17 protein-coding genes and 1 pseudogene are annotated in these 23,273 nt (G+C 72.7%); 5 read left to right on the plus strand and 13 right to left on the minus strand.

All coding sequences use genetic code 11. The annotated features are described in order from the left end of the window. Nucleotides 1-94: 94 nt before the first annotated feature. The 5 genes and pseudogenes from IE313_RS13795 to fahA all read right to left on the minus strand — a co-directional run. Nucleotides 95-1,012: pseudogene (locus tag IE313_RS13795) on the minus strand (ABC transporter permease); the annotation flags it as partial. Next, on the minus strand, nucleotides 1,009-2,508 hold the full coding sequence (locus tag IE313_RS13800; protein WP_189931785.1) for an ABC transporter substrate-binding protein: 1,500 nt from the start codon (nucleotides 2,506-2,508) through the stop codon (nucleotides 1,009-1,011). The pseudogene IE313_RS13795 and the gene IE313_RS13800, both read right to left, overlap by 4 nt. 16 nt (nucleotides 2,509-2,524) lie before the next feature. Next, entirely contained in the window at nucleotides 2,525-2,752 is a 228-nt protein-coding gene (locus IE313_RS13805) for a 4Fe-4S dicluster domain-containing protein (protein WP_189931787.1), read from the minus strand. Nucleotides 2,753-2,858: 106 nt separating this feature from the next. After that, nucleotides 2,859-3,638 carry a GntR family transcriptional regulator gene (locus tag IE313_RS13810; protein WP_189931789.1) on the minus strand — a complete coding sequence of 260 codons (780 nt, stop codon included), beginning with the start codon at nucleotides 3,636-3,638 and terminating at the stop codon, nucleotides 2,859-2,861. A gap of 641 nt (nucleotides 3,639-4,279) precedes the next feature. Further along, the gene (gene fahA / locus IE313_RS13815; RefSeq protein WP_189931790.1) at nucleotides 4,280-5,524 is read right to left on the minus strand and encodes a fumarylacetoacetase; all 1,245 of its coding nucleotides are present in this window, start codon (nucleotides 5,522-5,524) and stop codon (nucleotides 4,280-4,282) included. Between the two features lie 180 nt (nucleotides 5,525-5,704). Between fahA and IE313_RS13820 the strand changes: the two genes are divergently transcribed. The 5 genes from IE313_RS13820 to IE313_RS13840 all read left to right on the plus strand — a co-directional run bounded on the left by IE313_RS13820 (nucleotide 5,705) and on the right by IE313_RS13840 (nucleotide 12,084). Then, nucleotides 5,705-6,511, plus strand: a complete 807-nt coding sequence (locus IE313_RS13820; RefSeq protein WP_189931791.1) for an HAD family hydrolase — start codon at nucleotides 5,705-5,707, stop codon at nucleotides 6,509-6,511. A 585-nt stretch (nucleotides 6,512-7,096) separates the two neighbouring features. After that, on the plus strand, nucleotides 7,097-8,107 hold the full coding sequence (locus IE313_RS13825) for a polyprenyl synthetase family protein (protein ID WP_189931792.1): 1,011 nt from the start codon (nucleotides 7,097-7,099) through the stop codon (nucleotides 8,105-8,107). A 347-nt stretch (nucleotides 8,108-8,454) separates the two neighbouring features. Beyond that, entirely contained in the window at nucleotides 8,455-9,726 is a 1,272-nt protein-coding gene (locus IE313_RS13830) for a LolA family protein (protein ID WP_229924627.1), read from the plus strand. 257 nt (nucleotides 9,727-9,983) lie between these two features. Next, nucleotides 9,984-10,940 carry an ABC transporter ATP-binding protein gene (locus IE313_RS13835; protein WP_189931793.1) on the plus strand — a complete coding sequence of 319 codons (957 nt, stop codon included), beginning with the start codon at nucleotides 9,984-9,986 and terminating at the stop codon, nucleotides 10,938-10,940. 250 nt (nucleotides 10,941-11,190) lie between these two features. Next, the gene (locus IE313_RS13840) at nucleotides 11,191-12,084 is read left to right on the plus strand and encodes an ABC transporter permease (RefSeq protein WP_189931794.1); all 894 of its coding nucleotides are present in this window, start codon (nucleotides 11,191-11,193) and stop codon (nucleotides 12,082-12,084) included. Between the two features lie 164 nt (nucleotides 12,085-12,248). Here the strand turns inward: IE313_RS13840 and IE313_RS13845 are convergent, their stop codons facing one another. The 8 genes from IE313_RS13845 to IE313_RS13880 all read right to left on the minus strand — a co-directional run bounded on the left by IE313_RS13845 (nucleotide 12,249) and on the right by IE313_RS13880 (nucleotide 23,063). After that, nucleotides 12,249-12,902, minus strand: coding sequence for a flavodoxin family protein (locus tag IE313_RS13845; RefSeq protein ID WP_189931795.1), 654 nt, complete (start codon nucleotides 12,900-12,902; stop codon nucleotides 12,249-12,251). 236 nt (nucleotides 12,903-13,138) lie between these two features. Continuing rightward, nucleotides 13,139-13,597 (minus strand): VOC family protein, encoded by a 459-nt coding sequence (locus IE313_RS13850; RefSeq protein ID WP_189931797.1) that lies wholly within the window; start codon nucleotides 13,595-13,597, stop codon nucleotides 13,139-13,141. A gap of 233 nt (nucleotides 13,598-13,830) precedes the next feature. After that, the gene (gene rarD, locus IE313_RS13855) at nucleotides 13,831-14,883 is read right to left on the minus strand and encodes an EamA family transporter RarD (RefSeq protein WP_189931799.1); all 1,053 of its coding nucleotides are present in this window, start codon (nucleotides 14,881-14,883) and stop codon (nucleotides 13,831-13,833) included. Nucleotides 14,884-15,269: 386 nt separating this feature from the next. Next, a complete protein-coding gene (locus IE313_RS13860) occupies nucleotides 15,270-16,376 on the minus strand; it encodes a 2-oxoacid:ferredoxin oxidoreductase subunit beta (protein WP_373316982.1) in 1,107 nt (368 codons plus the stop codon). Beyond that, complete coding sequence (locus IE313_RS13865) at nucleotides 16,369-18,312, minus strand: 2-oxoacid:acceptor oxidoreductase subunit alpha (protein ID WP_189931800.1); 1,944 nt, start codon at nucleotides 18,310-18,312, stop codon at nucleotides 16,369-16,371. Before IE313_RS13865 ends, IE313_RS13860 begins: the two co-directional genes overlap by 8 nt. A 295-nt stretch (nucleotides 18,313-18,607) precedes the next feature. Beyond that, nucleotides 18,608-19,267, minus strand: a complete 660-nt coding sequence (locus IE313_RS13870) for a response regulator transcription factor (protein ID WP_506005231.1) — start codon at nucleotides 19,265-19,267, stop codon at nucleotides 18,608-18,610. Between the two features lie 908 nt (nucleotides 19,268-20,175). Beyond that, a complete protein-coding gene (locus IE313_RS13875; protein ID WP_189931802.1) occupies nucleotides 20,176-21,531 on the minus strand; it encodes a sensor histidine kinase in 1,356 nt (451 codons plus the stop codon). 323 nt (nucleotides 21,532-21,854) lie between these two features. After that, a complete protein-coding gene (locus IE313_RS13880; RefSeq protein ID WP_189931803.1) occupies nucleotides 21,855-23,063 on the minus strand; it encodes a sensor histidine kinase in 1,209 nt (402 codons plus the stop codon). Nucleotides 23,064-23,273: the final 210 nt, after the last annotated feature.

The raw sequence follows: 23,273 nt of genomic DNA on the forward strand, positions 1-23,273 counted from the left end.
GGGCGATCGTGCCGGTGCCGCGGTCCGGGTGAGGTCCCGCGCCGGGGTCGTCGGTGGTGGACGTACGGTCGGCGGTGGTTTCGGAGGAGGCATCGGCGGGGGCGCCCGTTGCCCGGTCCGCGGCCGTCGCTCCACGGGGCGTGCGTCCCGGTGCCGGGCCCCCGCGCGCGTCCAGCGTTCGCCGGGGCAGCCAGGCGGTCACCCGGCGGCCCACGAGCTCCACCGCGGTGGACGTCAGCCAGCCCAGGACGCCGATCGTCACCATGCCGACGAAGACGCCCGGGTAGTCCACCACCGTGTAGTCCTGCCAGGTGCGGTAGCCGATGCCGTACTGCCCGGAGATCATCTCGGCGGAGATCACGCAGATCCACGAGACGCCGATGCCGACCGACAGACCGCCGAAGATGCCCGGCAGCGCGCCGGGCAGCACCACCGAGCGCAGGATCCGCCGGCGGCCGCCGCCCATGGTGCGTACGCCCTCCTCCCACACCGGGTGGAGCGCGCGCACCGCGTGCCGGGTGGAGACCAGCACGGGGAAGAAGGCCGCTGCGCAGGTGATGAAGACGATGCCCTGCTCATTGCTGGGGAAGAGGAGGATGGCGACGGGCACCAGCGCGATCGCCGGCACGGGCCGGACCACTTCGAGGACGGGGCCCAGCAGGTCCTCGGCGAGCCGGGAGCGGGCCACCGCCGTGCCCGCCAGCACGCCCAGCACCGCGGCGAGCAGAAAGCCCGTCACGATCCGGGTGAGGCTGTCGGTCAGGTCCTGCCAGTAGGCGCCGCTGCCCAGCCGGGCGCCGAAGGCACGGGCCACGTCCACGACCGTCGGGAACTGCGAGAAGCGCAGCCAGGCGTCGACCCGGAGGGAGGTGAGTAGCTGCCAGGCACCGAGCGCGGCGGCGAGCGCCGCGGCACGCAGCACGTACCGGACCGCGGGGGTGTACCGGGGCACACGGCCGGGGCGGCCGGTGGCGGGGCGGGCGTTGAGGGCGCCTCGGGGCCGGGGGGTCATGAGGCACGCTCCAGGGCCCGGGCGTAGGAGACCGTCCGTGCGCCGGGGTGTTCGGCGATGTACGCGTGTGCCGTGGAGGGGGCGACGAATGCCTTGAGGTCACCGCTGTCGGCGACCCAGACGGCCTTGTTCGCGAACCACAGCGTGCCCGTGCTGGCATCCGGTACGTACGCCGCGCGGATCGCGTGGGCGTGGTGGGCGACATAGCCGAGGAGGGCCTTCGGGCTGTCGAAGGCGCGGGTCTCCCCGGCGCCCTTGGGCCATGCCTCGCTCCTGGCCGGTGCGGGCGCTGCCGCGGCCCGGCGTGCGTAGTCCCGGCCGAGCACCGTGCGGAGGCAGTGGTCGTCGACGAAGGCGTCCACGTCGACGTTGCCGACCAGCCCGGCGGACCTGAGGACGGCCACGTCCTCCTTCAGGGCCGCGACGAGCCGGGGCTTGATGGTGGGGTCGAAGGTGGCGACGCCGCCCGCGCCGTTGTACAGGTACACCACCTCGGGGGGCAGTCCGGCGGCCTTGCCGACCCTTTCGGCGGCGGCCACCGGGTGGTCGTTGAGATAGGTCGTGGCCTCGTTCTGGGCGCGCAGGAAGGCGTTGAGGACCTTGGGCCGCTGCTTGGCGAAGTCCTGGACGGCGGTGACGCCGTGGAAGGTCGGCACGTTCAGCTCGGCGCCGTCGTAGAGTGCCTTGGCCTTGTCCTGCCACACCAGCAGGCCGGGCCAGGCCACGAACTGCGACAGCGCGTCGGCGCTGCCGGAGGAGAGCGCGGAGGCGCCGACCGCGGGCTCCTGGTTGAGCTTGTGGATGTCCTTGTCAGGGTCGATTCCGGCGCGCCGGAGGGCCCGTACGAGCGTGCCGTCGGCGGCGGAACCCACGCTGGTGGAGACGTTCTTGCCGCGGAGCCCGGCGAGCGAGCCGATCGTCGAGCCCGGGGCGGTGACGACGGTGTTGAGACCGCCGCGGAGGTTGTAGCCGGTGACGGAGACCAGACGGGTGGGGTGGCGCAGCTCGGTGCCGCGGGCCGCGTTGATGAGCAGCGGGTAGTCGCCCATCGAGCCGATGTCGATCTTCCCTGCGGTCATCTGCGCGGTGATCGGCGCACCGGTGGGGTAGTCCTGCCACACCACCTTGTACGTCTTGCCGTCCTGCTTGCCGAGGGCCTTCAGATCGCGCTCGAAGTAGCCGAGGGAGCGGAGCAGGGTGCCCGCGGTGACGGTGTTGATGGTCTTGGACTGGTAGCCGACGGTGACCGTGACGGTGGAGCCGTCGCCCGCCGAGGCGGAGCCGCAGCCCGCCAGCGGCAGCAGCAGTGCCGCGGCGGCCGCCGCCGGCAGCACGGACCGCCCGGTGCCCCGCCGCGAGGCGCCGGGCACGGCAGTGGTGCCGGCGTCGGGCTCGGAGGCGGGGGCGGGGGCGGGGGCGGCAGGGATTGCGGGGGCGGCAGTGGTGGCGTGGATGGACGTGGTGGCGGGGACGGCAGTGGAGCGCGTGTTCCTCATGGTGTCGACGGACCTCTCACCGCAGCAGGTAGGGCATGTTGACGGTCACCGCGCCGGTCGGACAGCGCGCGGCGCACGGGCCGCAGTACCAGCACTCGTCCACGTGCATGTACGCCTTGCCGCTGTCCTCGTCGATGGCGAGCGAGTCCAGCGGGCACATGTCCACGCACAGCGTGCAGCCGTCGATGCACTTCGACTCGTCGATGGTCACGGGCACGTCGGCCCGCTGGGGCGCCAAGGGCATGGCTGTCTCCAGGGAGGGTGTGCGTGTGCGAGGTGAGGGATGTTGCGGGTGCGAACGGAACAGGGCGGCCCGGGGGAGCCGGGGGAGCCCGGGGAGCCGGGAGGTGTCAGGGGAAGCGGGGCATACGGCCGCTCATCCTGATCCGGTCGCCGCGGAACCGGATGAACTCCACGTCCACCGGTCTGCCGTCGGCGAGGTGGGTCAGCCGGTCGAGCATCAGCACGGCGGCGCCGCGCGGCACGCCGAGGACGGCGGCGGAGTGCACATCGGCGCTGACGGCCTCCAGGGTGATGTCGGCGTGCCCCAGGGGCTGGCCCGTCATGCTCTCCAGGAGCCGGAAGACATCGGTGTTCTCCAGGTCCGCGCCGAGCAGCGGGGCACCGATGTCCAGTGGCAGATAGCTGACGTCGAAGGAGAGGGGCAGGCCGCCGAGTCTGCGCAGCCGCTCGATGTGCAGGACCTCCGCGCTGTCCGGCAGCCCGAGCCGCTCGGCGACCGGCGCGGGTGCGGACACCGTGCCCACCGTACGGACCTCGTTGGTGACGGGGCCGTGCTCGTGCAGGGTCTCCGCGAGCCCCATCAAGCGGTCGAGGCCGTGCTCGTACTTCTCTGCGACGACGATGGTGCCGACCCCGGGCAGCCGTTCGACGAGCCCTTCGGCGCGCAACAGGTCCAGGGCCTGCCGCACGGTGTTGCGTGAGGCGCCGTAGTCGGCCCCGATGGCCGCCTCGTGCGGCAGTACGCCGTCCGGGAAACCGCCCCGCAGCAGCAGGCGGCGCAGCAGGTCGGCGAGCTGGCGTGCCCGGTCTGCGCGCAGCCGCCGCCGGTGCGCGGCGACGGTCGTCGCCCCGGCGCCTACGTGGTCACGGATGCGTTCTGCGGGCATGCGTCGGACCATACCGACGCGTCGGGGACGGTGGTGTTGCCGCAGTATTGCGCCACCTGTGACCCGGCGGACACCGCCGCGACCTGCGGATCAGGGTCATGGGGGCGAAGATCTGCCACCGGTGCGAGCACTCGACCACGCGCCCCGCACCGGCCGCCCACCGGCGGTCGACCAGCCCCCGGCCGACCGTCGGCCAGCCGCCGGCCGACCGTCGGCCAGCCGCCGGCCGACCGTCGACCAGCCCCCGGCCGACCGTTGACCAGCCGCCGACCAGCCGCCGACCGGACTCCCACCGGCCGCGCATCCCCCGCCGACGGCGGCCTCTGCCCGGCAACCCCTGGTGCCCGACGCGGGTGGCCGGCCGCCGGTGGCCGGATGCTCGACGTGGGCGGCCACCGGTGGCACGGTGCCCGATGCGGGTGCCCGGCCCCCGGCCACCGGCTCCCGGCGGCCGCGCGTGCGGTCGTCCCGTGCTGCCGGCGACCGTCCCGGCGGCCGACCGCCGCCGCTGCGGACGACCGCTCCGGGCAGCCTCGGGCCACGGCCTCGGGCCACCGCCCCGGACTACCGCCCCAGGTCACCGCCCCGGACTACCGCCCCAGGTCACCGCCCCGGGGCCACCGCTCCGGACTACCGGCCGCTCACACAGCCGGCACGATCGCCGGTGCGATCCGGCCCCGTACCTCGCCCAGGCCCACCCTGGTTCCGTCGGGGCCGGGCGCCCAGCCGGTGAGGACCACCTCGTCGCCGTCCTCCAGGAACGTCCGCCTGCCGCCGGGCAGGTCGAGCGGGTCGCGGCCGTTCCAGGTCAGCTCGATCAGGGAGCCGTACTGGTGGCGCTCGGGGCCGCTGACGGTCCCGGAGGCGTAGAGGTCGCCGGTGCGCAGGCTCGCACCGCCCACCGTCATGTGGGCGAGTTGCTGCGCGGCCGTCCAGTACATGGTGGAGAACGGCGGCTCGGCGACCGGGTGGCCGTTGACCTCGACGGACAGCCGCAGGTCGTAACCGGCCGGCTCGTCCGCCGCGTCCCCCGCCGTGTCGTCCAGGTACGGCAGCAGGTCGTGGCTGCGCTCCGGCGGCCTGACACGCGCGGCGTCCAGCGCCTCCAGCGGGGTGACCCACGCGGACAGCGAGGTGGCGAAGGACTTGCCGAGGAAGGGACCGAGCGGGACGTTCTCCCAGCCCTGTATGTCCCGCGCCGACCAGTCGTTGAGCAGGCACAGGCCGAAGACGTGGTCGCGGAAGGCGCTCAGCGGCACGGGAGTCCCGAGCGCGGAGGGCACGCCGACCACGAAGGCGACCTCGGTCTCGATGTCCAGCCGCGCCGAGGGTCCGAACACCGGCGCCGGGTCCGACGGCGCCTTGCGCTGGCCGCGCGGCCTCACCACGTCCGTGCCCGAGACCACCACCGTGCCGGCGCGGCCGTGGTAGCCGATCGGCAGGTGCTTCCAGTTCGGGGTGAGCGGCTCGCCGTCGGGGCGGAAGATCTTCCCGAGGTGCCGGGCGTGGTGCTCGGACGAGTAGAAGTCCACGTAGTCCGCGACCTCGAACGGCAGGTGCAGGGTGACCGCGGAGAGCGGGAAGAACAGCGGTTCGAGCACCTCGCGGTGCGCCGGTACCGTCACCCAGGCGGTCAGCGCGCGCCGCACGTCGCGCCACGCCGTGCGACCCGCCGCGAGCAGCGGGCCGAGCGACGGCCGGGCGAGCAGTGAGACGTAGGGGGAGCCGAGCGCGGCAGCCGCCGCGCCCGCGTCCAGCACGGCCGCGCCGAGCCGGACGCCGACCCGGCGTTCGGCGGAACCGGCCGGGGTGAACACGCCGTACGGGAGGTTGTGCGGGCCGAAGGGATCACCTTCGGGCAGGTCGAGCGGGGTCTGCTCGGACATGGGTGCTGCCTCGCTTTCCGTGTGGGTGCGCCACACGTTACGGGCCGCTCCGCGACGCGGGCACCGCCCTGCGTGCGTCGGGCCCTGCACTGCCTGCCACCTGGCCGGATCGCTTCGCGGCGGGCCTGCTAAGTCCAAGTGGACGGCTGGTCGTTGGTGTGCTCTCCGTATCCTTGGATCATGCTCACCCCGCCGCCGTATGCGCTGATCGCGACCGACCTGGACGGCACGCTGCTGCGCGCCGGTGACACGGTCTCGGGTCGCTCCCGGGCCGCCCTCGCGCGGGCCGCCGAGGCCGGGGCCCGGCACATCGTTGCCACCGGGCGGCCGGTGCCCCAGGTGCGGTCGCTGCTCGCGGACCTCGGTTACCTGGGCCTGGCGGTCTGCGGCCAGGGCGCCCAGGTCTTCGACACCGGCACGGAGACCATGATCAGCTCGCTGACGCTGGACAGGGATCTGGCGGAGACGGCGCTCGGCAAGATCGAGGCCGAGGTCGGCGCGGTCTACGTGGCCGTCAACCAGTCCGCCGCCGACGGCCTCACGCTCGCCGAGCGCGGCTACCGCATGCCGCACCCCACCCTGCCCGCCACCAGGGTCCCGGCCCGCACGGGGCTGTGGACCGCACCGATCAACAAGGTGCTGGTCCGGCATCCGGAGCTGTCCGACGAGGAGCTGGTCGAGGCCGCCCGCGGTGTCGTCGGCGACCTGGTCACCGTCACCATGGCGGGCCCGGACACGGTGGAGCTGCAGCCCTTCGGCGTGACCAAGGCGACCGGTCTCGCGGTGGCCGCGCAGTGGCTGGGGCTCGGCCCCGAGGACGCCATCGCCTTCGGCGACATGCCGAACGACATCCCCATGTTCGCCTGGGCGGCCCGCGGCATTGCGATGGCGAACGCACATCCGGCCCTCAGGGCCGTCGCCGACGAGATCACCCTCTCGAACGAGGACGACGGCATCGCGGTGGTACTGGAACGTTTGTACGGGTGATCGGTCCCGGGTGGTGTCGCGGTGTCGCGGTGCGCGAGTGAGACGTTCCGTGCTCCCGCCCGTATCCCCTCTCGCACGGCGCGGTGCCCCATCCCCCGAGTAACGGGTGCCGCGCCGTGCCGCGCGGGAGGTGCCGCGCGCGGGGGAAGCCGCCTCGGGCACGGTGTGCGGGAAGGGCGTGGCGTACAGGAGGGGCGCGGTGTGCGGGAGGGACACGGCGTACAGGAGGGGCGCGGCGTGCGGAAGGGCGCGCGGTCCGGCCCGGACGGGTGCACGTGCGAGGGTGACTTCCGCCGGGCCGCGGCGCACGGGCGTGGCGGCCCGGGAACGGGGTTGCAGGGGCGGGACCTGGGAACGTGGGGAGGGGGCTGGAGAGGAAGTGAAGGGGAAACGAAGGGGACGCGGAAGGAAGTGGGATGAGCTGATCAGAAACCAGCCCCTGACGGTCGCATGCCGTCCGCACTGGTCGGGCAGGCGCTCACTCTGATCGAAAGTCGACCGGATACGCTGACTTGAGTGGGAGCAGCGACACATCGACAAACCATGTGACCGACCTTGTGATCGTCAGCAGACAGGAGAACCCTCGTGACCGTCGTCGGGCCCTTTGGGCTGAGCGTGCGGGACCAGGCTCTCGAAGCCGATGTCCAGGCCGGGTTGGCGGCTGTCGAGGAGGGCCTGCTCGACGCCACCAAGAGCGAGGTCCCCTTCATCACGCAGGCCGCCCAGCACCTGGTGCGGGCGGGTGGCAAGCGGTTCCGCCCGCTGCTGGTGATGCTCGCCGCGCAGTTCGGGGACCCCTACGCGCCGGGCGTGGTGCCGTCCGCCGTCGTGGTCGAGCTCACCCACCTGGCCACCCTCTACCACGATGACGTGATGGACGAGGCCGATGTGCGCCGCGGTGTGGAGAGCGCCAACAGCCGGTGGGGCAACTCGGTGGCGGTCCTCACGGGTGACTTCCTCTTCGCGCGTGCCTCGCACATACTGGCCGACCTCGGTCCTGAAGCCGTCCGCATCCAGGCCGAAGCGTTCGAACGGCTGGTCACCGGCCAGATCCTGGAGACCGCGGGGCCGCGCGACGGCCGTGACCCGGTCGAGCACTACCTGGACGTGATCGCCGGCAAGACCGGTTCGCTGATCGCCGTCTCCGGCCGGTTCGGCGCGATGATGTCCGGGGCCGACGAGAGCGTCGTGGACATCATGACCCAGTTCGGCGAGCGGCTCGGTGTCGCCTTCCAGCTCGCGGACGACGTCCTGGACATCGCCTCCGACACCGTCGAGTCCGGCAAGACCCCCGGCACCGACCTGCGCGAGGGCATCCCCACGCTGCCGGTGCTCCGGCTGCGCGAGCGGGTGCGGCGGCTCGGCCTGCCGGACGACCTCGAACTGGTCGAGCTCCTGGAGTCCGACCTCAGCGACGACGCACGGCACGCGGAGGCGCTGGCCCGGCTGCGCGCCCACCCGGCGCTCGAACAGGCACGCAGGGACGCCGTGCGCTACGCGGAGGAGGCCCGTACCGCGCTCGCGCCGCTGCCCGACCGCGATGCCAAGAACGCCCTCCTCGAACTGTGCGACGCGGTGGTGCACCGGGCCGGCTGAAGCCACGGTCCCACGGCCCCGCCGTCCCGCGGCCCCGCGGTTCCAGGGCCCTGCGGTTCCAGGGCCCGGCGCCCCGGGTGGCCTCGTGGCCCGTGTGAGACACCCGAACGGGTACACGACCCCTACGGGAGAGGGGAGTGCGTGTCCCTCGGTGTCATACCCGAGGCGTAGGCCGAGTGCATCCCGCGGTCTGACGCCTGAACCCGGCCGATTTGGTCAGATGGACAACACCACTCCTGACCAGATCGGGTGAGAATGGCGGCGCGGGGGTGGTAGCCCCGCGCGGCCAGCGGGGGGACAGTGACGGGTAAGAAGGCCGCCGCCGAGTCACGGAGGTAGGGCACAGCATGGCACCGTATGAATCCGGCGATACCCCGGCAGAAGGGCCCCAGTGGCCCGGGGCGGGCGAGGGAACGGACGCGGCGAGGCCCCGCGCGGCCCGCAGGGCGGCGCGTTACGTGGTCCCGTTCGCGGTGGTCGGGGTGGCGGCCGCGACCATCGGACTGGTCCCCGCGCTCGCGGACTCCGGAGACCCCGACCTGCCGAGGATCAGCGCCGAACAGCTCCTTGCGAAGATCGCCAAGTCGGACACCCGGCACCTGTCCGGCACCGTGAAGATCAACACTGATCTCGGCCTGCCGGACCTGGGCGCCGCCGCCGGCTTCGCCCCGCCAGGCGAGCACACCGGCGGGGGTTCCGGAGCGTCCGCCGACCCGCGGTCCAAGCTGATGGAGCTGGCCTCCGGCTCGCACACGCTGCGTGTGGCGGCCGACGGTCCGACGCGCCAGAAGCTCTCCGTGCTGGAGGACGCGTCCGAGTACAGCATCATCCGCGACGGCGACCAGTTGTGGGCGTACGACAGCGCCTCCGACCAGGCGTACCACGCCGAGGCCGACGGCGCCGACCGCATACCCGGCAGGGCGCACACCGGGAAACTCCCCGAGAGCGCCCCGGCGACCCCGGACGAGCTGGCCAGGCAGGCGCTCAAGGCGGTCGACGGCACCACCTCGGTGACCGTCGACGGCACCGAGCGGGTGGCAGGTCGCGATGCGTACAAGCTGGTCGTCAAGCCGAGGACCGGCGCGTCGTCGTCCACCATCGGAGCGATCAGCATCGCCGTGGACGCGAAGGAGGCCGTACCGCTCAAGTTCACGCTGACCCCGGCCGCTGGCGGCAGCGCGGTCGTCGACGCGGGGTACACCAAGGTCGACTTCTCCAGGCCGGCCGCGAGCACCTTCCGGTTCACCCCGCCCAAGGGCACGAAGGTCACCGAGGCTGACCAGCACGGGAAGCCGCGCTCCGACGCCCCGGGCCGGGGCGCCGTCAAGGGCGGCCTGAGCGAGCTGAAGGGCCTGGACGTCATCGGCAAGGGCTGGGGCTCGATCGCCGAGTTCACACTGCCGGGCGGTCACGGCATGCCGTCCGCGTCCTCCGGCGACGTGAATCCGGACGCTCAGCGCTTCCTGAACTCCCTGGGCGGCACGGCCCACGGCAAGTTCGGATCCGGCACGGTCTTCTCGACCCGCCTGGTCAATGCCCTCATCACCCAGGACGGCAAGATCTACGCGGGCGCGGTCACCAAGGACGCGCTGGTGAAGGCGGCGAACGCCGCGCACTGACCGGTTTCTTCGGCCGGGCGGCCGGCCGCCCGGACGGCCGGGTGGGCGGTCAGCCGGCCGGCCTCGGGTGGCCCTGGCCGGCCTCTGGCAGCCGGTCGGGCGCGGGCCCCACGGGTGGCGGCCGCCCGCCCGCCCGTCGGGCCGGGATTGCGTCCGTCCGCCTGCCTGCCCGCCCGTCCGGCCGTCCGGCCGTCCGACTGGATGTGGGATCGGGCGGACGGGGCATACGTATCCCAACCGACGACCCGGGAGAGCAGATGGCGGACCTGTCCACCGCGGACGGCAGCACGGTGATCGCCACCCGTGCGCTCACCAAGCGCTACCGCGGTGGGCAGCTCGCCGTCGACGGCCTCGATTTGGACGTCCCCGCAGGCAGCATCTTCGGCTTCCTCGGGCCGAACGGCTCGGGCAAGACCACCACCATCCGGATGCTGATGGGCCTGATCCAACCGACGTCCGGAACCGCCAGGGTGCTCGGCCATCCGGTGCCGCGCGCCGTGCGGACCGTCCTGCCCGAGGTCGGCGCGCTCATCGAGGGCCCCGCGCTGTACGGCTTCCTGTCCGGCCGGGACAACCTCCTGCGGTACGACGCCGCCGACCCGGTCGCCGACCCGCGCACCCGGCGCGCCAGGGTGGCCGCCGCGCTGGACCGGGTCGGCCTGACGGCCGCGGCGGGCAAGAGGGCGAAGGCGTACTCGCTCGGCATGAAGCAGCGCCTGGGCCTGGCCTCGGCCCTGCTCCAGCCCCGCCGCCTGCTGGTGCTCGACGAGCCGACCAACGGTCTCGACCCCCAGGGCATGCGGGAGATCCGGGCCCTGGTGCGCGAGCTGGCCTCGGACGGGACGACGGTCTTCCTCTCCTCCCACCTGCTCGACGAGATCGAGCAGGTCTGCACGCACGCCGCGGTGATGGCCCGGGGCCGGCTGATCACCCAGGGGCCGGTGGCATCCCTCGTGTCCGGGTTGCGCGGCCGGCTCACGGTGACCACGCCGGACCCGGGCGACGCCGCGCGGATCCTGAAGGAGCAGGGTGTGACGGACATCATGGTGACCGGCGACCAGGTGACGGGCGACCCACCGGAGTCCGAGCTCGCCGAGCTGAACGCCGCACTCGTGTCCGCGGGCGTCCGGGTCCGCGGCTTCGGCCTGGAACAGCCCTCCTTGGAGGACGCGTACGTGGCCCTGACCGGGGAGGGTTTCGATGTCGCGGGCTGAGGAACTGACCGGAGGGGCCGAACGGGCGGAACAGGCCGAACGGACCGAACGGGCCGAACGGACCGAACGGGCGGAACAGGCCGGACAGGCCGGGTCGACGCATGAGGCCGGGGCGACCGGAGGGACCGGGTCGGTCGAAGAGGCCGGGGCGACCGGACGGACCGGGTCGACCGAAGAGGCCAGGACTGCCGGATGTATCGGATCAACCGGACAGATCGGGGCGAACGGGTTGAGAGGGACGACCGAATCCGTGCCGGTCCCGGCGCGGGCGGGCACCGCAGCCCGGCCTGCGGACCCCGCCCCCCGCCGGGTCCGGGGCCTCACCCTCTTCCGCAGCGAGCTGACCACCACGTTCCGGCGCTGGCGCACGCTCGCGCTGCTCGCGGTGCTGGCCGCCGTGCCCGTGCTGGTGGGCACCGCGGTGAAGTTGGAGACCGGCGACGGCGGGGGTGCGGGCCCCGGCGGCGGTGGCGGCCCGGCCTTCATCGCCCAGGTCACCAACAACGGGCTGTTCCTGGTCTTCACGGCGCTGGCCGCGACCCTGCCGTTCTTCCTGCCGATGTCCGTCGGCGTGGTGGCGGGCGACGCGATCGCCGGCGAGGCGCACGCCGGCACCCTGCGCTACCTGTTGGTCGCCCCTGCCGGCCGGACCCGTCTGCTGCTCGTCAAGTACGCCACCGTGATGACCTTCTGCCTGGTGGCGACCCTGGTCGTGGCCGTCTTCGCGCTGGCCACCGGGGCGGTGCTCTTCCCGCTGGGCGAGGTCACCACGATCTCGGGAACCACCATCGGCTTCGGCGAAGGACTGCTGCGCGCCCTGCTGATCGCCCTCGTCGTCGCCGCCTCGCTGCTCGGCCTGGCGGCGCTCGGGCTGTTCATCTCCACCCTCACCAGCAGCGGAATCGCCGCCATGGCCACCACCGTCGGCCTGCTGATCACCCTCCAGATCCTGGACCAGATCCCGCAGCTTCACGTGCTCCAGCCCTACTTCTTCACGCACTACTGGCTGTCCTTCGCGGACGTGATGCGCCAGCCCGTCTACTGGACCGACCTGGTGAGGAACCTGGAGCTGCAGGCGCTGTACGCGGCGGTGTTCGGCTCGGCGGCGTGGGCCCGGTTCACGACGAAGGACATCACTGCCTAGCGCGGCCGGGCCACGGCCGAGGCCGCCCGTCGCCGGGCCCGCGCGGGCCCGGCGACGGTCTTCGGGCCCGCGCCGGGTCCGCGTCGGTCGTGAGGCCCGTACCGTCCGCGCCGGTCGTCAGGTCTGCTTCGGTCGTGAAGGCCCGCACGGGTCCGTGTCAGTCCTCAGGCCGGTGTCCCGGCCGTGAGGTCCGTTCCGGCCGTGAGGTCCGTCCCGGTCGTGTCCGCCGTCCCGCCACCTGCCCCGCTCTCGTAGGGGAACCGGGCCGGGACCGGCTCACGGGCGAAGAACGTCTTCGCCCGGGCCATCGCCCGCTCGTCGCCGAGCACGTCGCCCGGCCGGCTGCCGTTGCCGAGCAGCACGCCGCCGAAACGCATCCGCATGAACGCGGCCGTGAGCTGGAGGGTCCCTATCAGCGGTGCTGCCACCTCCTCCTCCTGGTGCGCATGCGCCGTGACGCCCCACAGCGCCCGGTCCGCCATGGTCGTCCTGAACTCCCCGGGCTCCCGCAGCCAGCCCGACCAGTAGTCCAGGTAGCGCTTGGTGGCGGCGGAGAGGGAGTACCAGTACAGCGGTGAGGCGATGACCAGGTCGGTGGCGGCCAGGGTGGCCTCGAACAGCAGCGACGCGTTGGTATCGGCGGCGCGGGTGCGGTCGGCGTGCCGCAGGTCCTCGAAGTCGGGCAGCGGATGGTCGGTGAGCCGGATCCAGCGCTGGGACGCGCCCGCGGGCAGTTCCTCGGCGGCCTTGCGGGCCAGCAGCTCGGTGTTGCCGTCGTCACGGCTGCTGCCCAGCAGGAACAGAAAGGTGCGGTTCATCGACGTCTTCCTCTTGACGGACACGGGGTACGGCGTGCCAACGCTCGGGGGAGGCGCGAACATTCCGCTCCACCGGCGCCCGCACCCGCGTCCGCCACCGTGCCGGCGCCCTCGGCCCCGAGCGGCCCACCACGCCGAGCAGTCCGCGCAGCCGAGCAGCCCGTGCCGACCGCGCGCCCGGGGGTACCAGCCCCCGGGGCTCCGTGCCGCCCCGAGCCCTCGCCCACTCCCGAGCGTCAGTGCACGCAGAACTCGTTGCCCTCCGGGTCCGTCATCACCGTCCACTCGCCCCCCGGCTCCCTGGCGTGCCGGAGCACGAACGCACCGAGCGCCCCGAGGCGGGCGACCTCGTCCACGCGGCGGCCCGCGGCACTGTGCACGTCGATGTGGAGGCGGTTCTTGGTGGTCTTGGGCTCCGGTACCCGCTGGAAGAGGATGCGGCGGCCGAGACCCGTGCCGCTCTGCTCGTCGTACGGATCGTCGGGGTGCCTGACGGCGGCCAGGTCCCGCCAGGCGGCGCGTCCCCCGACCTCGACGGTGATGGCCCGCGGCACGGCGTTCGCGGCGAGCAGCCGCTCCACCAGAGCGCTGTTGTCCTCCACGGCATAGCCGAGGGCGGCCGCCCAGAAACCGGCCTGGGCGTGCGGGTCCGCGGCGTCCACCACGAGCTTCCAGTGCAGTACGGGCTGAGTCATGCACCAGTTATAGCCAGCCGGCCCGGTACCCGTCCGCGTGTCCGCCCGTCCGCCCGTCTGCCACATCATCCCGGCGGCGACGGGGGACCGGTCCGAAGGGTGCGTGCCGACTTCCGGGCGCCGCACGGCCCGTCACATCGACCGTCCGGGCCCCGTCACATCGACCGTTCGGGGCCGGCGAAAAGCCCGCAAGCCGCCGGACGTCCGGAAGGAGCCCAGCCCAGGACCCGGTTTCAGACCGCCTGTCCCCGCTGAGCCGAAGCCCCGTCCACCTCCGCGGCGCCGTCCGCCCCCAAAGCCCCGCCCACCTCGGCAGCCCCGTCCCTCTCGGCGACCCCGTCCGTCCTGGCCGTCCCGTCCATCCCGTCCGCCTCGGCCCGCAGCCGCAGCGCCTTCGCCCGGTTCCGCCGGGCCGTGCGCAACGCGTCCCAGCTCAGCACCGCCAGCGCCACCCACACCAGGGCGAAGCCCGCCCACCGCTCGGGCGGCATCTCCTCATGGAAGTACAGGACACCCAGCACGAACTGGAGAACCGGCGTCAGGTACTGCAACAACCCCAGCGTGGACAGCGGCACCCGGATGGCCGACGCCCCGAAACACACCAGCGGCACAGCCGTCACCAGCCCCGTCGAGACCAGCAGCACCGCATGCCCGGTGCCCTGCGACGTGAACGTGCCCTCACCCCGAGCACCCAGCCACAGCAGGTACGCCAGCGCGGGCAGGAACTGGATCGTGGTCTCGGCGGCCAGCGACTCCAGCCCGCTGAGCGCCACCTTCTTCTTGACCAGGCCGTATGCCCCGAACGAGAAGGCCAGGCAGAGCGAGATCCACGGCGGTTGCCCGTACCCGAACGTCAGCGTCACCACCGCGACGAACCCGGTACCGACCGCCACCCACTGCGCCGGTCGCAGCCGCTCCTTGAGCAACAGGACCCCGAGGGCGATGGTGACCAGCGGATTGATGAAGTAACCGAGCGACGCCTCCACCACATGGTCGGAGTTCACCGCCCATATGTAGACGCCCCAGTTCACGCTGATCAGTGCAGCGGCAAGCGTCACGAGCACCAGCCTGCCCGGCTGCCGCAGCAGCGCTCCGGCCCACGCCCACCGCCGCACCACCAGGAGCGCCACCACCACCAGCAGCAACGACCACACCATCCGGTGGGCGAGGATCTCCACGGCGCCGGCGGAGTCGACCAGCGGCCAGAACAGGGGCACCAGCCCCCACAGGCCGTACGCCGCGACGCCGTTCAGCAGACCGACACGTTGCTCGCCCCTGCCCGCCACGGGCCCTCCCCAGTCCTCGGCTCCCGACCCGGCGCCCCCGCCCGCCCGGCTGCCCCACGGCAACCCGACGACGGTAACGCCGCAACCCCTCGACTGTCATGTGCGTATCGCCATACGGTCATGACGAAGCCCGGCATCCGAAGCCCGGCACCCGAAGTCCGTAGCCGATGCCCGAAGTCGTAGTCCGTAGCCGGGGTCCGGAACCCGTAACCCGTAGTGCGAAGGGCGTAGGGCGAAGCCCGCCGCCGCGCGACGCATGCCGCGCGACGCATGCCGCACACAAGAAGGCCCGGACCTGTCACCAGATCCGGGCCCCGTGGCACCGTTCTCTCAGCGGTGGGAACCGCCCGCCGGGCGGATTCCCGCACGGCTCGGCCGGACGGCCGTCAGCCGACGACCGTCCAGGTGTCGCCACCGGCGAACAGCGCGGCCAGGTCGCCCTTGCCCTGCTGCTCCACGGCCGTGTCGAGCTGCTCCGACATCAGCCGGTCGTAGACGGGCCTGTCCACGGACCGGAACACACCGATCGGCGTGTGGTGCAGGGTGTCGGGGTCGGCGAGGCGGGAGAGGGCGAACGCCGTCGTCGGGCTCGGGTTGTGCGCGTCGTGGACGACGACCTGCGATTCGTTCGCGGGCGTCACCGGCGCCACGGCGAGATCGCCGGTGACCGGGTCCCGTACGACCCCCATGGCACCCCCGGTGCCGAACCGGATCGGCCGCCCGTGCTCCAGCCGGATCACCGCGTTCTCGGCCTGCTCGCGGTCCTTGAGGACCTCGAAGGCGCCGTCGTTGAAGATGTTGCAGTTCTGGTAGATCTCCACGAGGGCCGTGCCGGGGTGGGCCGCCGCCTCGCGCAGCACGCTGGTGAGGTGCTTGCGGTCGGAGTCGACCGTACGGGCCACGAACGACGCCTCCGCGCCCAGCGCCAGCGACACCGGGTTGAAAGGAGTGTCCAGCGAGCCCATCGGCGTCGACTTGGTGATCTTGCCGACCTCGGAGGTGGGGCTGTACTGGCCCTTCGTCAGGCCGTAGATCCGGTTGTTGAACAGCAGGATCTTCAGGTTGACGTTGCGGCGGAGCGCGTGGATGAGGTGGTTGCCGCCGATCGACAGGGCATCGCCGTCACCCGTGACGACCCACACGGACAGGTCGGGCCGCGACGACGCCAGGCCGGTGGCGATCGCCGGCGCCCGGCCGTGGATCGAGTGCATCCCGTAGGTGTTCATGTAGTACGGGAAACGCGAGGAGCAGCCGATGCCGGAGACGAAGACGATGTTCTCCTTCGCCAGGCCCAGCTCGGGCATGAAGCCCTGGACGGCGGAGAGCACCGCGTAGTCGCCGCACCCGGGGCACCAGCGGACTTCCTGGTCGGACTTGAAGTCCTTCATGGACTGCTTGGCAGTCGCCTTGGGCACCAGCGACAGCGCGTCGAGGGCACGGCCCGCCCCGCCCGTTCCGTTGGCGGGGGTCACCGTCTCGGCTGTCTCAGTCATCGAGGGCCTCCTTGAGAGCCGTGGCCAACTGCTCGGCCTTGAAGGGCAGGCCGCGAACCTGGGTGTACGACCGGGCGTCGACCAGGTACCTGGCTCGTACCAGGGTGCTGAGCTGGCCGAGGTTCATCTCCGGAACGACGATCTTGTCGTACCGCTTCAGGACCTCGCCGAGGTTGCCCGGGAACGGGTTGAGGTGGCGCAGATGTGCCTGGGCGATGTGCTCGCCGGCACTGCGTAGCCGCCGGACCGCCGCGGTGATCGGGCCGTAGGTCGAGCCCCAGCCCAGCACCAGCAGCCTCGCCTCGCCCGTGGGGTCGTCGACCGCCACGTCCGGGACCTCGATCCCGTCGATCTTGGCCTGCCGGGTGCGGACCATGTAGTCGTGGTTGGCGGGGTCGTAGGAGATGTTGCCCGTGCCGTCCTGCTTCTCGATGCCGCCGATCCGGTGCTCCAGACCCGGGGTGCCGGGGATCGCCCAGGGCCGGGCCAGCGTCTCCGGGTCGCGCTTGTACGGCCAGAACGCCTCGGTGCCGTCCTCCAGGACGTGGTTGGGCGCCTGCGCGAACTGGACACCCAGCTCGGGCAGCTCGTCGACCTCCGGGATGCGCCAGGGCTCCGAGCCGTTGGCCAGGTAGCCGTCGGAGAGCAGGAAGACGGGGGTGCGGTAGGTCAGCGCGATACGGGCTGCCTCCAGGGCCGCGTCGAAGCAGTCCGCGGGCGTCTGCGGGGCGACCACCGGCACGGGTGCCTCGCCGTTGCGGCCGTACATCGCCTGGAGGAGGTCGGCCTGCTCGGTCTTGGTGGGAAGACCGGTCGAGGGGCCGCCGCGCTGGATGTCGATGATCAGCAGCGGCAGCTCCAGGGAGACCGCGAGGCCGATCGTCTCGCTCTTGAGGGCCACACCGGGTCCCGACGTGGTGGTCACGCCGAGCGAACCGCCGAAGGCCGCGCCCAGCGCCGCGCCGATTCCGGCGATCTCGTCCTCGGCCTGGAAGGTGCGCACGCCGAAGTTCTTGTGCCTGCTGAGCTCGTGCAGGATGTCGGAGGCCGGGGTGATCGGGTACGACCCCAGGTACAGCGGCAGGTCCGCCTGCCGCGACGCGGCGACCAGACCGTAGGCCAGGGCCAGGTTCCCGGAGATGTTGCGGTAGGTACCCGGGGGGAACGCGGTGGAGGCGGGGGCCACCTCGTAGGAGACGGCGAAGTCCTCCGTGGTCTCGCCGAAGTTCCAGCCGGCCCGGAACGCCGTCAGGTTCGCCTCGGCGATCTCCGGCTTCTTGGCGAACTTGGCCGCGAGGAAGCGCTCCGTGCCCTCCGTCGGCCTGTTGTACATCCACGACAGCAGGCCCAGCGCGAACATGTTCTTCGAACGGTCCGCGTCCTTGCGCGAGAGGTCGAAGTCCTTCAGCGCCTCGACCGTCAGCGTGCCCAGCGGCACCGGGTGCACCCGGTAGCCGTCCAGCGAGCCGTCCTCCAGGGGGGACGTCTCGTAGCCCACCTTCGCCATGGCGCGCTTGGTGAACTCGTCCGTGTTCACGATGATCTCGGCACCGCGCGGCAGGTCGGCGATGTTCGCCTTCAGGGCCGCGGGGTTCATGGCCACGAGCACGTTCGGTGCGTCGCCCGGCGTGAGGATGTCGTGGTCCGCGAAGTGGAGCTGGAACGACGAGACGCCGGGCAGCGTGCCTGCGGGCGCCCGGATCTCCGCCGGGAAGTTCGGCAGCGTCGCCAGGTCATTGCCGAAGGACGCGGTCTCCGATGTGAAACGGTCACCCGTCAGCTGCATACCGTCACCCGAGTCGCCCGCGAACCGGATGATCACCCGGTCCAGGCGGCGGACCTCTTTGTCGCCGGGCTCGTGGGGCAACTGCGTGGGCCGGTCACCGGCGGCGGTGCCGGCGGCCTGCCCGGCTGGGCTACTGACCTGGCTGGTCACTGAACTGGACCTCCCTCGGGACAGCTGTGCGGGGTTGGCCGGCCGACTGGCCCACCCGGCCACCACCCTACGTCGGTAAGGGTTCCCTTCCCTTGCCTGATCGGATCGTGGACGGATCTTTGAGACAGATCTCCGCCGTTCTTTGCCATGTTTTGCCCGCCTTCTGGCCTTCTTGTCAGAGCGCTTCCTACTGGTTCTCTACTTCTGGAACTCTGCCCGGGGCCCGCTGCTTCCCGGCGCCCTGGTCAGCACTGTGGGGCCCGTGGGCCATGAGTGCGTGCATCAGTGTGGGTGGTCAGGAGTTCAGATAGGTCAGAACCGCCAGGACGCGACGGTGATCCCCGTCACTCTGGGACAGTCCCAGCTTCAGGAAGATGTTGCTGACGTGCTTCTCCACGGCGCCGTCGCTCACCACGAGCTGGCGGGCTATCGCCGAGTTCGTCCGGCCCTCGGCCATCAGGCCCAGCACCTCGCGCTCGCGAGGGGTCAGGCCCGCGAGCACGTCCTGCTTGCGGCTGCGGCCGAGGAGCTGCGCCACCACTTCCGGGTCCAGCGCGGTGCCGCCCTCGGCGACCCGCACCACCGCGTCCACGAACTCGCGGACGTCGGCCACCCGGTCCTTGAGCAGGTAGCCCACGCCGCGGCTGGAGCCGGCCAGCAGCTCCGTCGCGTACTCCTCCTCCACGTACTGGGAGAGGACCAGGACCGCGAGACCGGGGTGCGCCCGGCGGAGCTGCACCGCCGCCCGGACTCCTTCGTCGGTGTGCGTCGGGGGCATACGGACGTCGGCGACCACCACGTCCGGCAGCGCTCCCTGATCGGCGAGATCGGTGATGGTCTTGATCAGCGCCTCGGCGTCCCCGACACCGCCCACCACCTCGTGCCCGCGGTCGGTGAGCAGCCTGGTCAGGCCCTCCCTGAGCAGCACCGAGTCCTCGGCGATGACCACCCGCACCCTGTCCTCCACGATTCTCGGCCCCCCGCAGCCCGCCCCCGTCGCGGACGCTCGCGCACCCGCGCCCGTGTCCGCCGTCCCTGACAGCTTCCAGCATCGCAGCATTCGAACTGTGCTGCGGAGGGCCTGTGGACAACTGTCTGCCTGCGCACGCGGCAGGCACCGGGACGGTCAGCGCGGAGGGCCGGGTGGCGAGGGCCGTCTGCTCCACGAGGCCGCTGCGACCGCGGCGGACGGTGCGCAGCAGGTCAGACACGCCCCACCAGGCATGAGGAGGCGTGACCGAAGAGGCGGCCCGACCGGACACGGGCCCCCGGCGGACCGTCCTCACGGGCGGACCGCCTTCGCCGGAGGAGCCGCAACCTGCTGCCGAGGGCGGGCCTCACCGGAGATGCCAGGCACCTGCCTCCGACGGCGATCCTCGCGGAGGTGGCCGAAGCGTGCTGCTTGCGGACGGAGGCGTGGCGGTGTACGACCCCGTGTCCGCCCCGCCTCCGTGTCCGCCCGCCTCCGTGTCCGCCTCCGCCCCGCTACCGGTGGACGCGCTGTCGGCCCTGTATGCGCGCTGCCTGTGCTGGACGCTCCGCCGCCGGCCGGGGCTCGCTGCGGTCGGTGCGGGCTCGCTGCGGGCGGCCCGGGCCGCCGCCGGGACCGTCACCGGCGGGCGGGCGCGGAGGCCGGGCGCCACGGCCCGGCACCCCCCGTGCACAGGCCACTCACCGGGCCGGTCCCGGCGGGCGGCGCGATGGGTGGTCCGGCGGACCGGCCGGGCGGTGGTCAGCCCTTCGCCGGACCGCCACACGGTGGACGAGGGCCGGCCCCGCCCCGCCCTACGGTGGCCGCAACCTGTCGCACGGGGAGGCCGGACGGGCCGGGCGGAGCGGTGGGCGACGGGTGGACGCCCTGGATCAGCTCCGCCAGGGCAGCTCCGCGGTGATCCGCGTCGGACCGCCGGCCGGCGAGTCGATCACAAGGACCCCGTCGACGGCGTCCAGCCGCTCGGCCAGGCCCTGCAGACCCGAGCCCGCCGGCGCCTCGGCGCCACCCATGCCGTCGTCGGCCACCTGAAGCATCAGGCGGCCCTCCGCCCGCCACACGTCGACCGTGGCCCTGGCCGCCCCGGAGTGCTCGCCGACGTTCTGCAGGAGCTGCGAGACGGTGAAGTACGCGATGCCCTCGACGGCAGGCGCCGGTCGGGCCGGCAGGTCCACCTCCACCTTGACGGGAACGGTGCAGCGCGCGGCGACGGAGGAGAGAGCGGCGCCCAGACCGCGGTCGGTGAGTACGGCCGGGTGGATGCCGCGGGCCAGGTCGCGCAGCTCGAGCAGGGTGGTCTTCACCTCGCCGTGCGCCTCGTCCACCATGCGCGCCGCCCCTTCCGGGTCCTCGAACAGTTTCTCCTTGGCCAGACCCAGGCCCATGGCGAGGTTGACCAGCCGGGCCTGCGCGCCGTCGTGCAGTTCCCGCTCGATGCGGCGCAGGTCCGCGGCCGCTGCGTCCACGACGACCCCGCGGTCGGACTCCAGCTCCACGACCCTGCCCGCCGGCGACGACCGCCCGAGCAGCCCGTGCACCATCAGCCGGTCGACGCTCGTCAGAGCCCGGACCACCCAGGGGGTCACCAGGGTGATCACCAGGCCCACCAGGGCCGTGACCGTGATCTCGAACGGGTTGTCCAGGTACACACTGTGCGTTCCGTCGCCGTAGAGCTGGATGCCGCCGGTGCCCGCGTACATCGGGAACACCCACTGCCACAGCGGGTACGTCAGCGTTGACCAGCCACAGGCCCAGAAGACGGTCGTGACCGTGAACGCGAAGACCGCCCACGGCAGGTGGACCACGGCGAAGCACAGGTGCCGCCACGAGGCGCCGCTCTTGAGCACGGCGGTCATCCACGCCACCGCCCCCGGTCCGGCCGGGCGCGCCGGCTCCGGCGCGCTCACGTGCAGGCCGAGCAGCCCGCGGGCCCGTGCGCGCTCCAGTGAGCCGAACCCTCGGCAGGCGGCGAGTCCCGCGGCCAGCACCGGTATGCCGAGGAACGTGATCAGCAGCCCGGCACCGAGCGAGAGCATGGTCACCGCGAGGGTGAACGACGCGATGCTGATCGGCAGGCTGAGCAGCACGTATCCGAACTCGCGCCAGGTGCGCCCCGCCAATGGCGCCCGCACTACGGCCGGCACACGGTGCCGCCGCTCGCCGGCCCCCGCCCCGCCGAAGCCGGTCCGGTCCTGCCGCCCGTACCCCTGTCCGTAACCCGTGGCCATCGGTGTGTCCGTTCTCCTCTGGAAGCTGCTCTCGGCGAGCCCCTTGGCCCTGCGCCGGCCTGTCGGCCCGGGCCCGAGCACCCCGGCCGGCTTCGGCGTCGTACCTCCACACTGGCGCCGGGGCAGGCGCCGGACCATGCGGTAGGTCGGCCTCTTGAACCGGGGGTTTTCCCTACCCCGCGCCCCCTCGGCGCCTGAGGGACCGGGCACGCCGGGCAGGGGCACCTGGCACCGGGCGGCCGGGCAGCCCGTAGGACCGAAGGGGACCGGGCGGCTCCGAGGCCGTGCAACGCTCGCAGGGCTCTGGCCGCCGCCGGGGTGTCCTATCGGTCACGCCAGGGCAGTTCCGCCGTGATGGCGGTGGGGCCGCCCGTCGGGGAGTCGATGACGAACAGGCCGTCGACCGCCCCGAGCCGGTCCGCGAGGCCGGCCATGCCGGTGCCGCCGGACAGCGAGGCGCCGCCCGCGCCGTCGTCGCGCACCTGTATCAGCAGCCGGTCGTCGGTACGCCACACGTCCACCGAAGCGGTGCGCGCCCTGCTGTGCTTGCTCACGTTCTGCAGGAGTTCCGAGACTGTGAAGTAGGCGATGCCTTCGATGGCGGCCGCCGGACGCGTCTCCAGGTCGACGGTGACCTTGACCGGGACGGTGCAGCGGGCCGCGACGGAGGAGAGGGCGGCGCTCAGGCCCCGGTCGGTGAGTACGGCCGGGTGGATGCCGCGGGCCAGGTCGCGCAGCTCCTGCAATGCGAGTTTCACCTCGCCGTGCGCCTCCTCGACCATGGCCGCGGCCGCGTCGGGATCCTCCAGGAGCTTCTCCTTGGCCAGGCCGAGCCCCATGGCGAGGTTGACCAGCCGGGCCTGCGCGCCGTCGTGCAGGTCCCGCTCGATGCGGCGCAGGTCCGCGGCCGCCGTGTCCACGACCACCCCGCGGTCCGATTCCAGCTCGGCTATCCGCTCCTCCAGCTCGTCCGACGGGGACAGCAGCCCGCGCACCATCGCCCGGTCGGCGTTCGCCAGCCCGCGCGCCAGGAACGGGAGCACGGGGAAGAGGACGACGAGGCCGACCAGCGTGACGACGAAGGTGAGGATGCCCCAGGGCAGGCGCATGAACTCGAACAGCACCGTGCGCCAGTTGAGCGGGTCCTTCAGGCTGGCCCGCAGCCAGGCCAGGAAGCCCTTGGGCCGCCGCCGTGTCCGGTCCGGCTCGGCTATCCGCACGCCCAGAAGGCCCCGGGCCCTCGCACGCTCCGCCCTCCCGAGCTGACGCGTACCGGACAGGCCGAGCCCCAGCAGCGGCAGCCCGACGAGCGTCACCGACAGGGAGGCGCCGACGCTGAGCGCCGTCACGACGTAGACGAAGCCGAGGATCGCGACCGGTAGGTTGACGAGGAGGTGGGTGATCTCCTTCAGCGTGTACCGGTCGTACCGGAACAGCCGGGGCGGGGGCAGATCGGGACCGGATGGGCCACCGGGGTCGTCCACGCCCGGCGCCGGCTCGCCGGGCGAGAGGGTGGAAGTGCGTGCGGTCATACGGAACAGCGTGCCGGGCGGTCGTGCCCGGCGCCATGAGGTGGACCGCCACGTTGCACTGTGGTTAACCCCACCCCCGGCGGCTCACCCTCGCGGCTCCGACGCGTCCGCCCGTTGTTCCGGCGAGTCGGCGTCTCCGCGTTCCGCACGGCTCCGGCGCTGCACGCCCGGACCCGCCGCCGGCCGTTCGCCGCCCGGCCCCCGTCGCTC

It is taken from the genome of Streptomyces sulfonofaciens, from assembly GCF_014656295.1.
In the GTDB taxonomy this organism is placed as follows: Bacteria; Actinomycetota; Actinomycetes; order Streptomycetales; family Streptomycetaceae; genus Streptomyces; species Streptomyces sulfonofaciens.

Bases quoted from the DNA above. Each gene is read 5' to 3' on its own strand.
- IE313_RS13800 (WP_189931785.1), bottom strand. From the start codon at position 2,508: ATGAGGAACACGCGCTCCACTGCCGTCCCCGCCACCACGTCCATCCAC.
- IE313_RS13805 (WP_189931787.1), bottom strand. From the start codon at position 2,752: ATGCCCTTGGCGCCCCAGCGGGCCGACGTGCCCGTGACCATCGACGAG.
- IE313_RS13810 (WP_189931789.1), bottom strand. From the start codon at position 3,638: ATGCCCGCAGAACGCATCCGTGACCACGTAGGCGCCGGGGCGACGACC.
- fahA (WP_189931790.1), bottom strand. From the start codon at position 5,524: ATGTCCGAGCAGACCCCGCTCGACCTGCCCGAAGGTGATCCCTTCGGC.
- IE313_RS13820 (WP_189931791.1), top strand. From the start codon at position 5,705: ATGCTCACCCCGCCGCCGTATGCGCTGATCGCGACCGACCTGGACGGC.
- IE313_RS13830 (WP_229924627.1), top strand. From the start codon at position 8,455: ATGGCACCGTATGAATCCGGCGATACCCCGGCAGAAGGGCCCCAGTGG.
- IE313_RS13835 (WP_189931793.1), top strand. From the start codon at position 9,984: ATGGCGGACCTGTCCACCGCGGACGGCAGCACGGTGATCGCCACCCGT.
- IE313_RS13845 (WP_189931795.1), bottom strand. From the start codon at position 12,902: ATGAACCGCACCTTTCTGTTCCTGCTGGGCAGCAGCCGTGACGACGGC.
- IE313_RS13850 (WP_189931797.1), bottom strand. From the start codon at position 13,597: ATGACTCAGCCCGTACTGCACTGGAAGCTCGTGGTGGACGCCGCGGAC.
- IE313_RS13860 (WP_373316982.1), bottom strand. From the start codon at position 16,376: ATGACTGAGACAGCCGAGACGGTGACCCCCGCCAACGGAACGGGCGGG.
- IE313_RS13875 (WP_189931802.1), bottom strand. From the start codon at position 21,531: ATGGCCACGGGTTACGGACAGGGGTACGGGCGGCAGGACCGGACCGGC.
- IE313_RS13880 (WP_189931803.1), bottom strand. From the start codon at position 23,063: ATGACCGCACGCACTTCCACCCTCTCGCCCGGCGAGCCGGCGCCGGGC.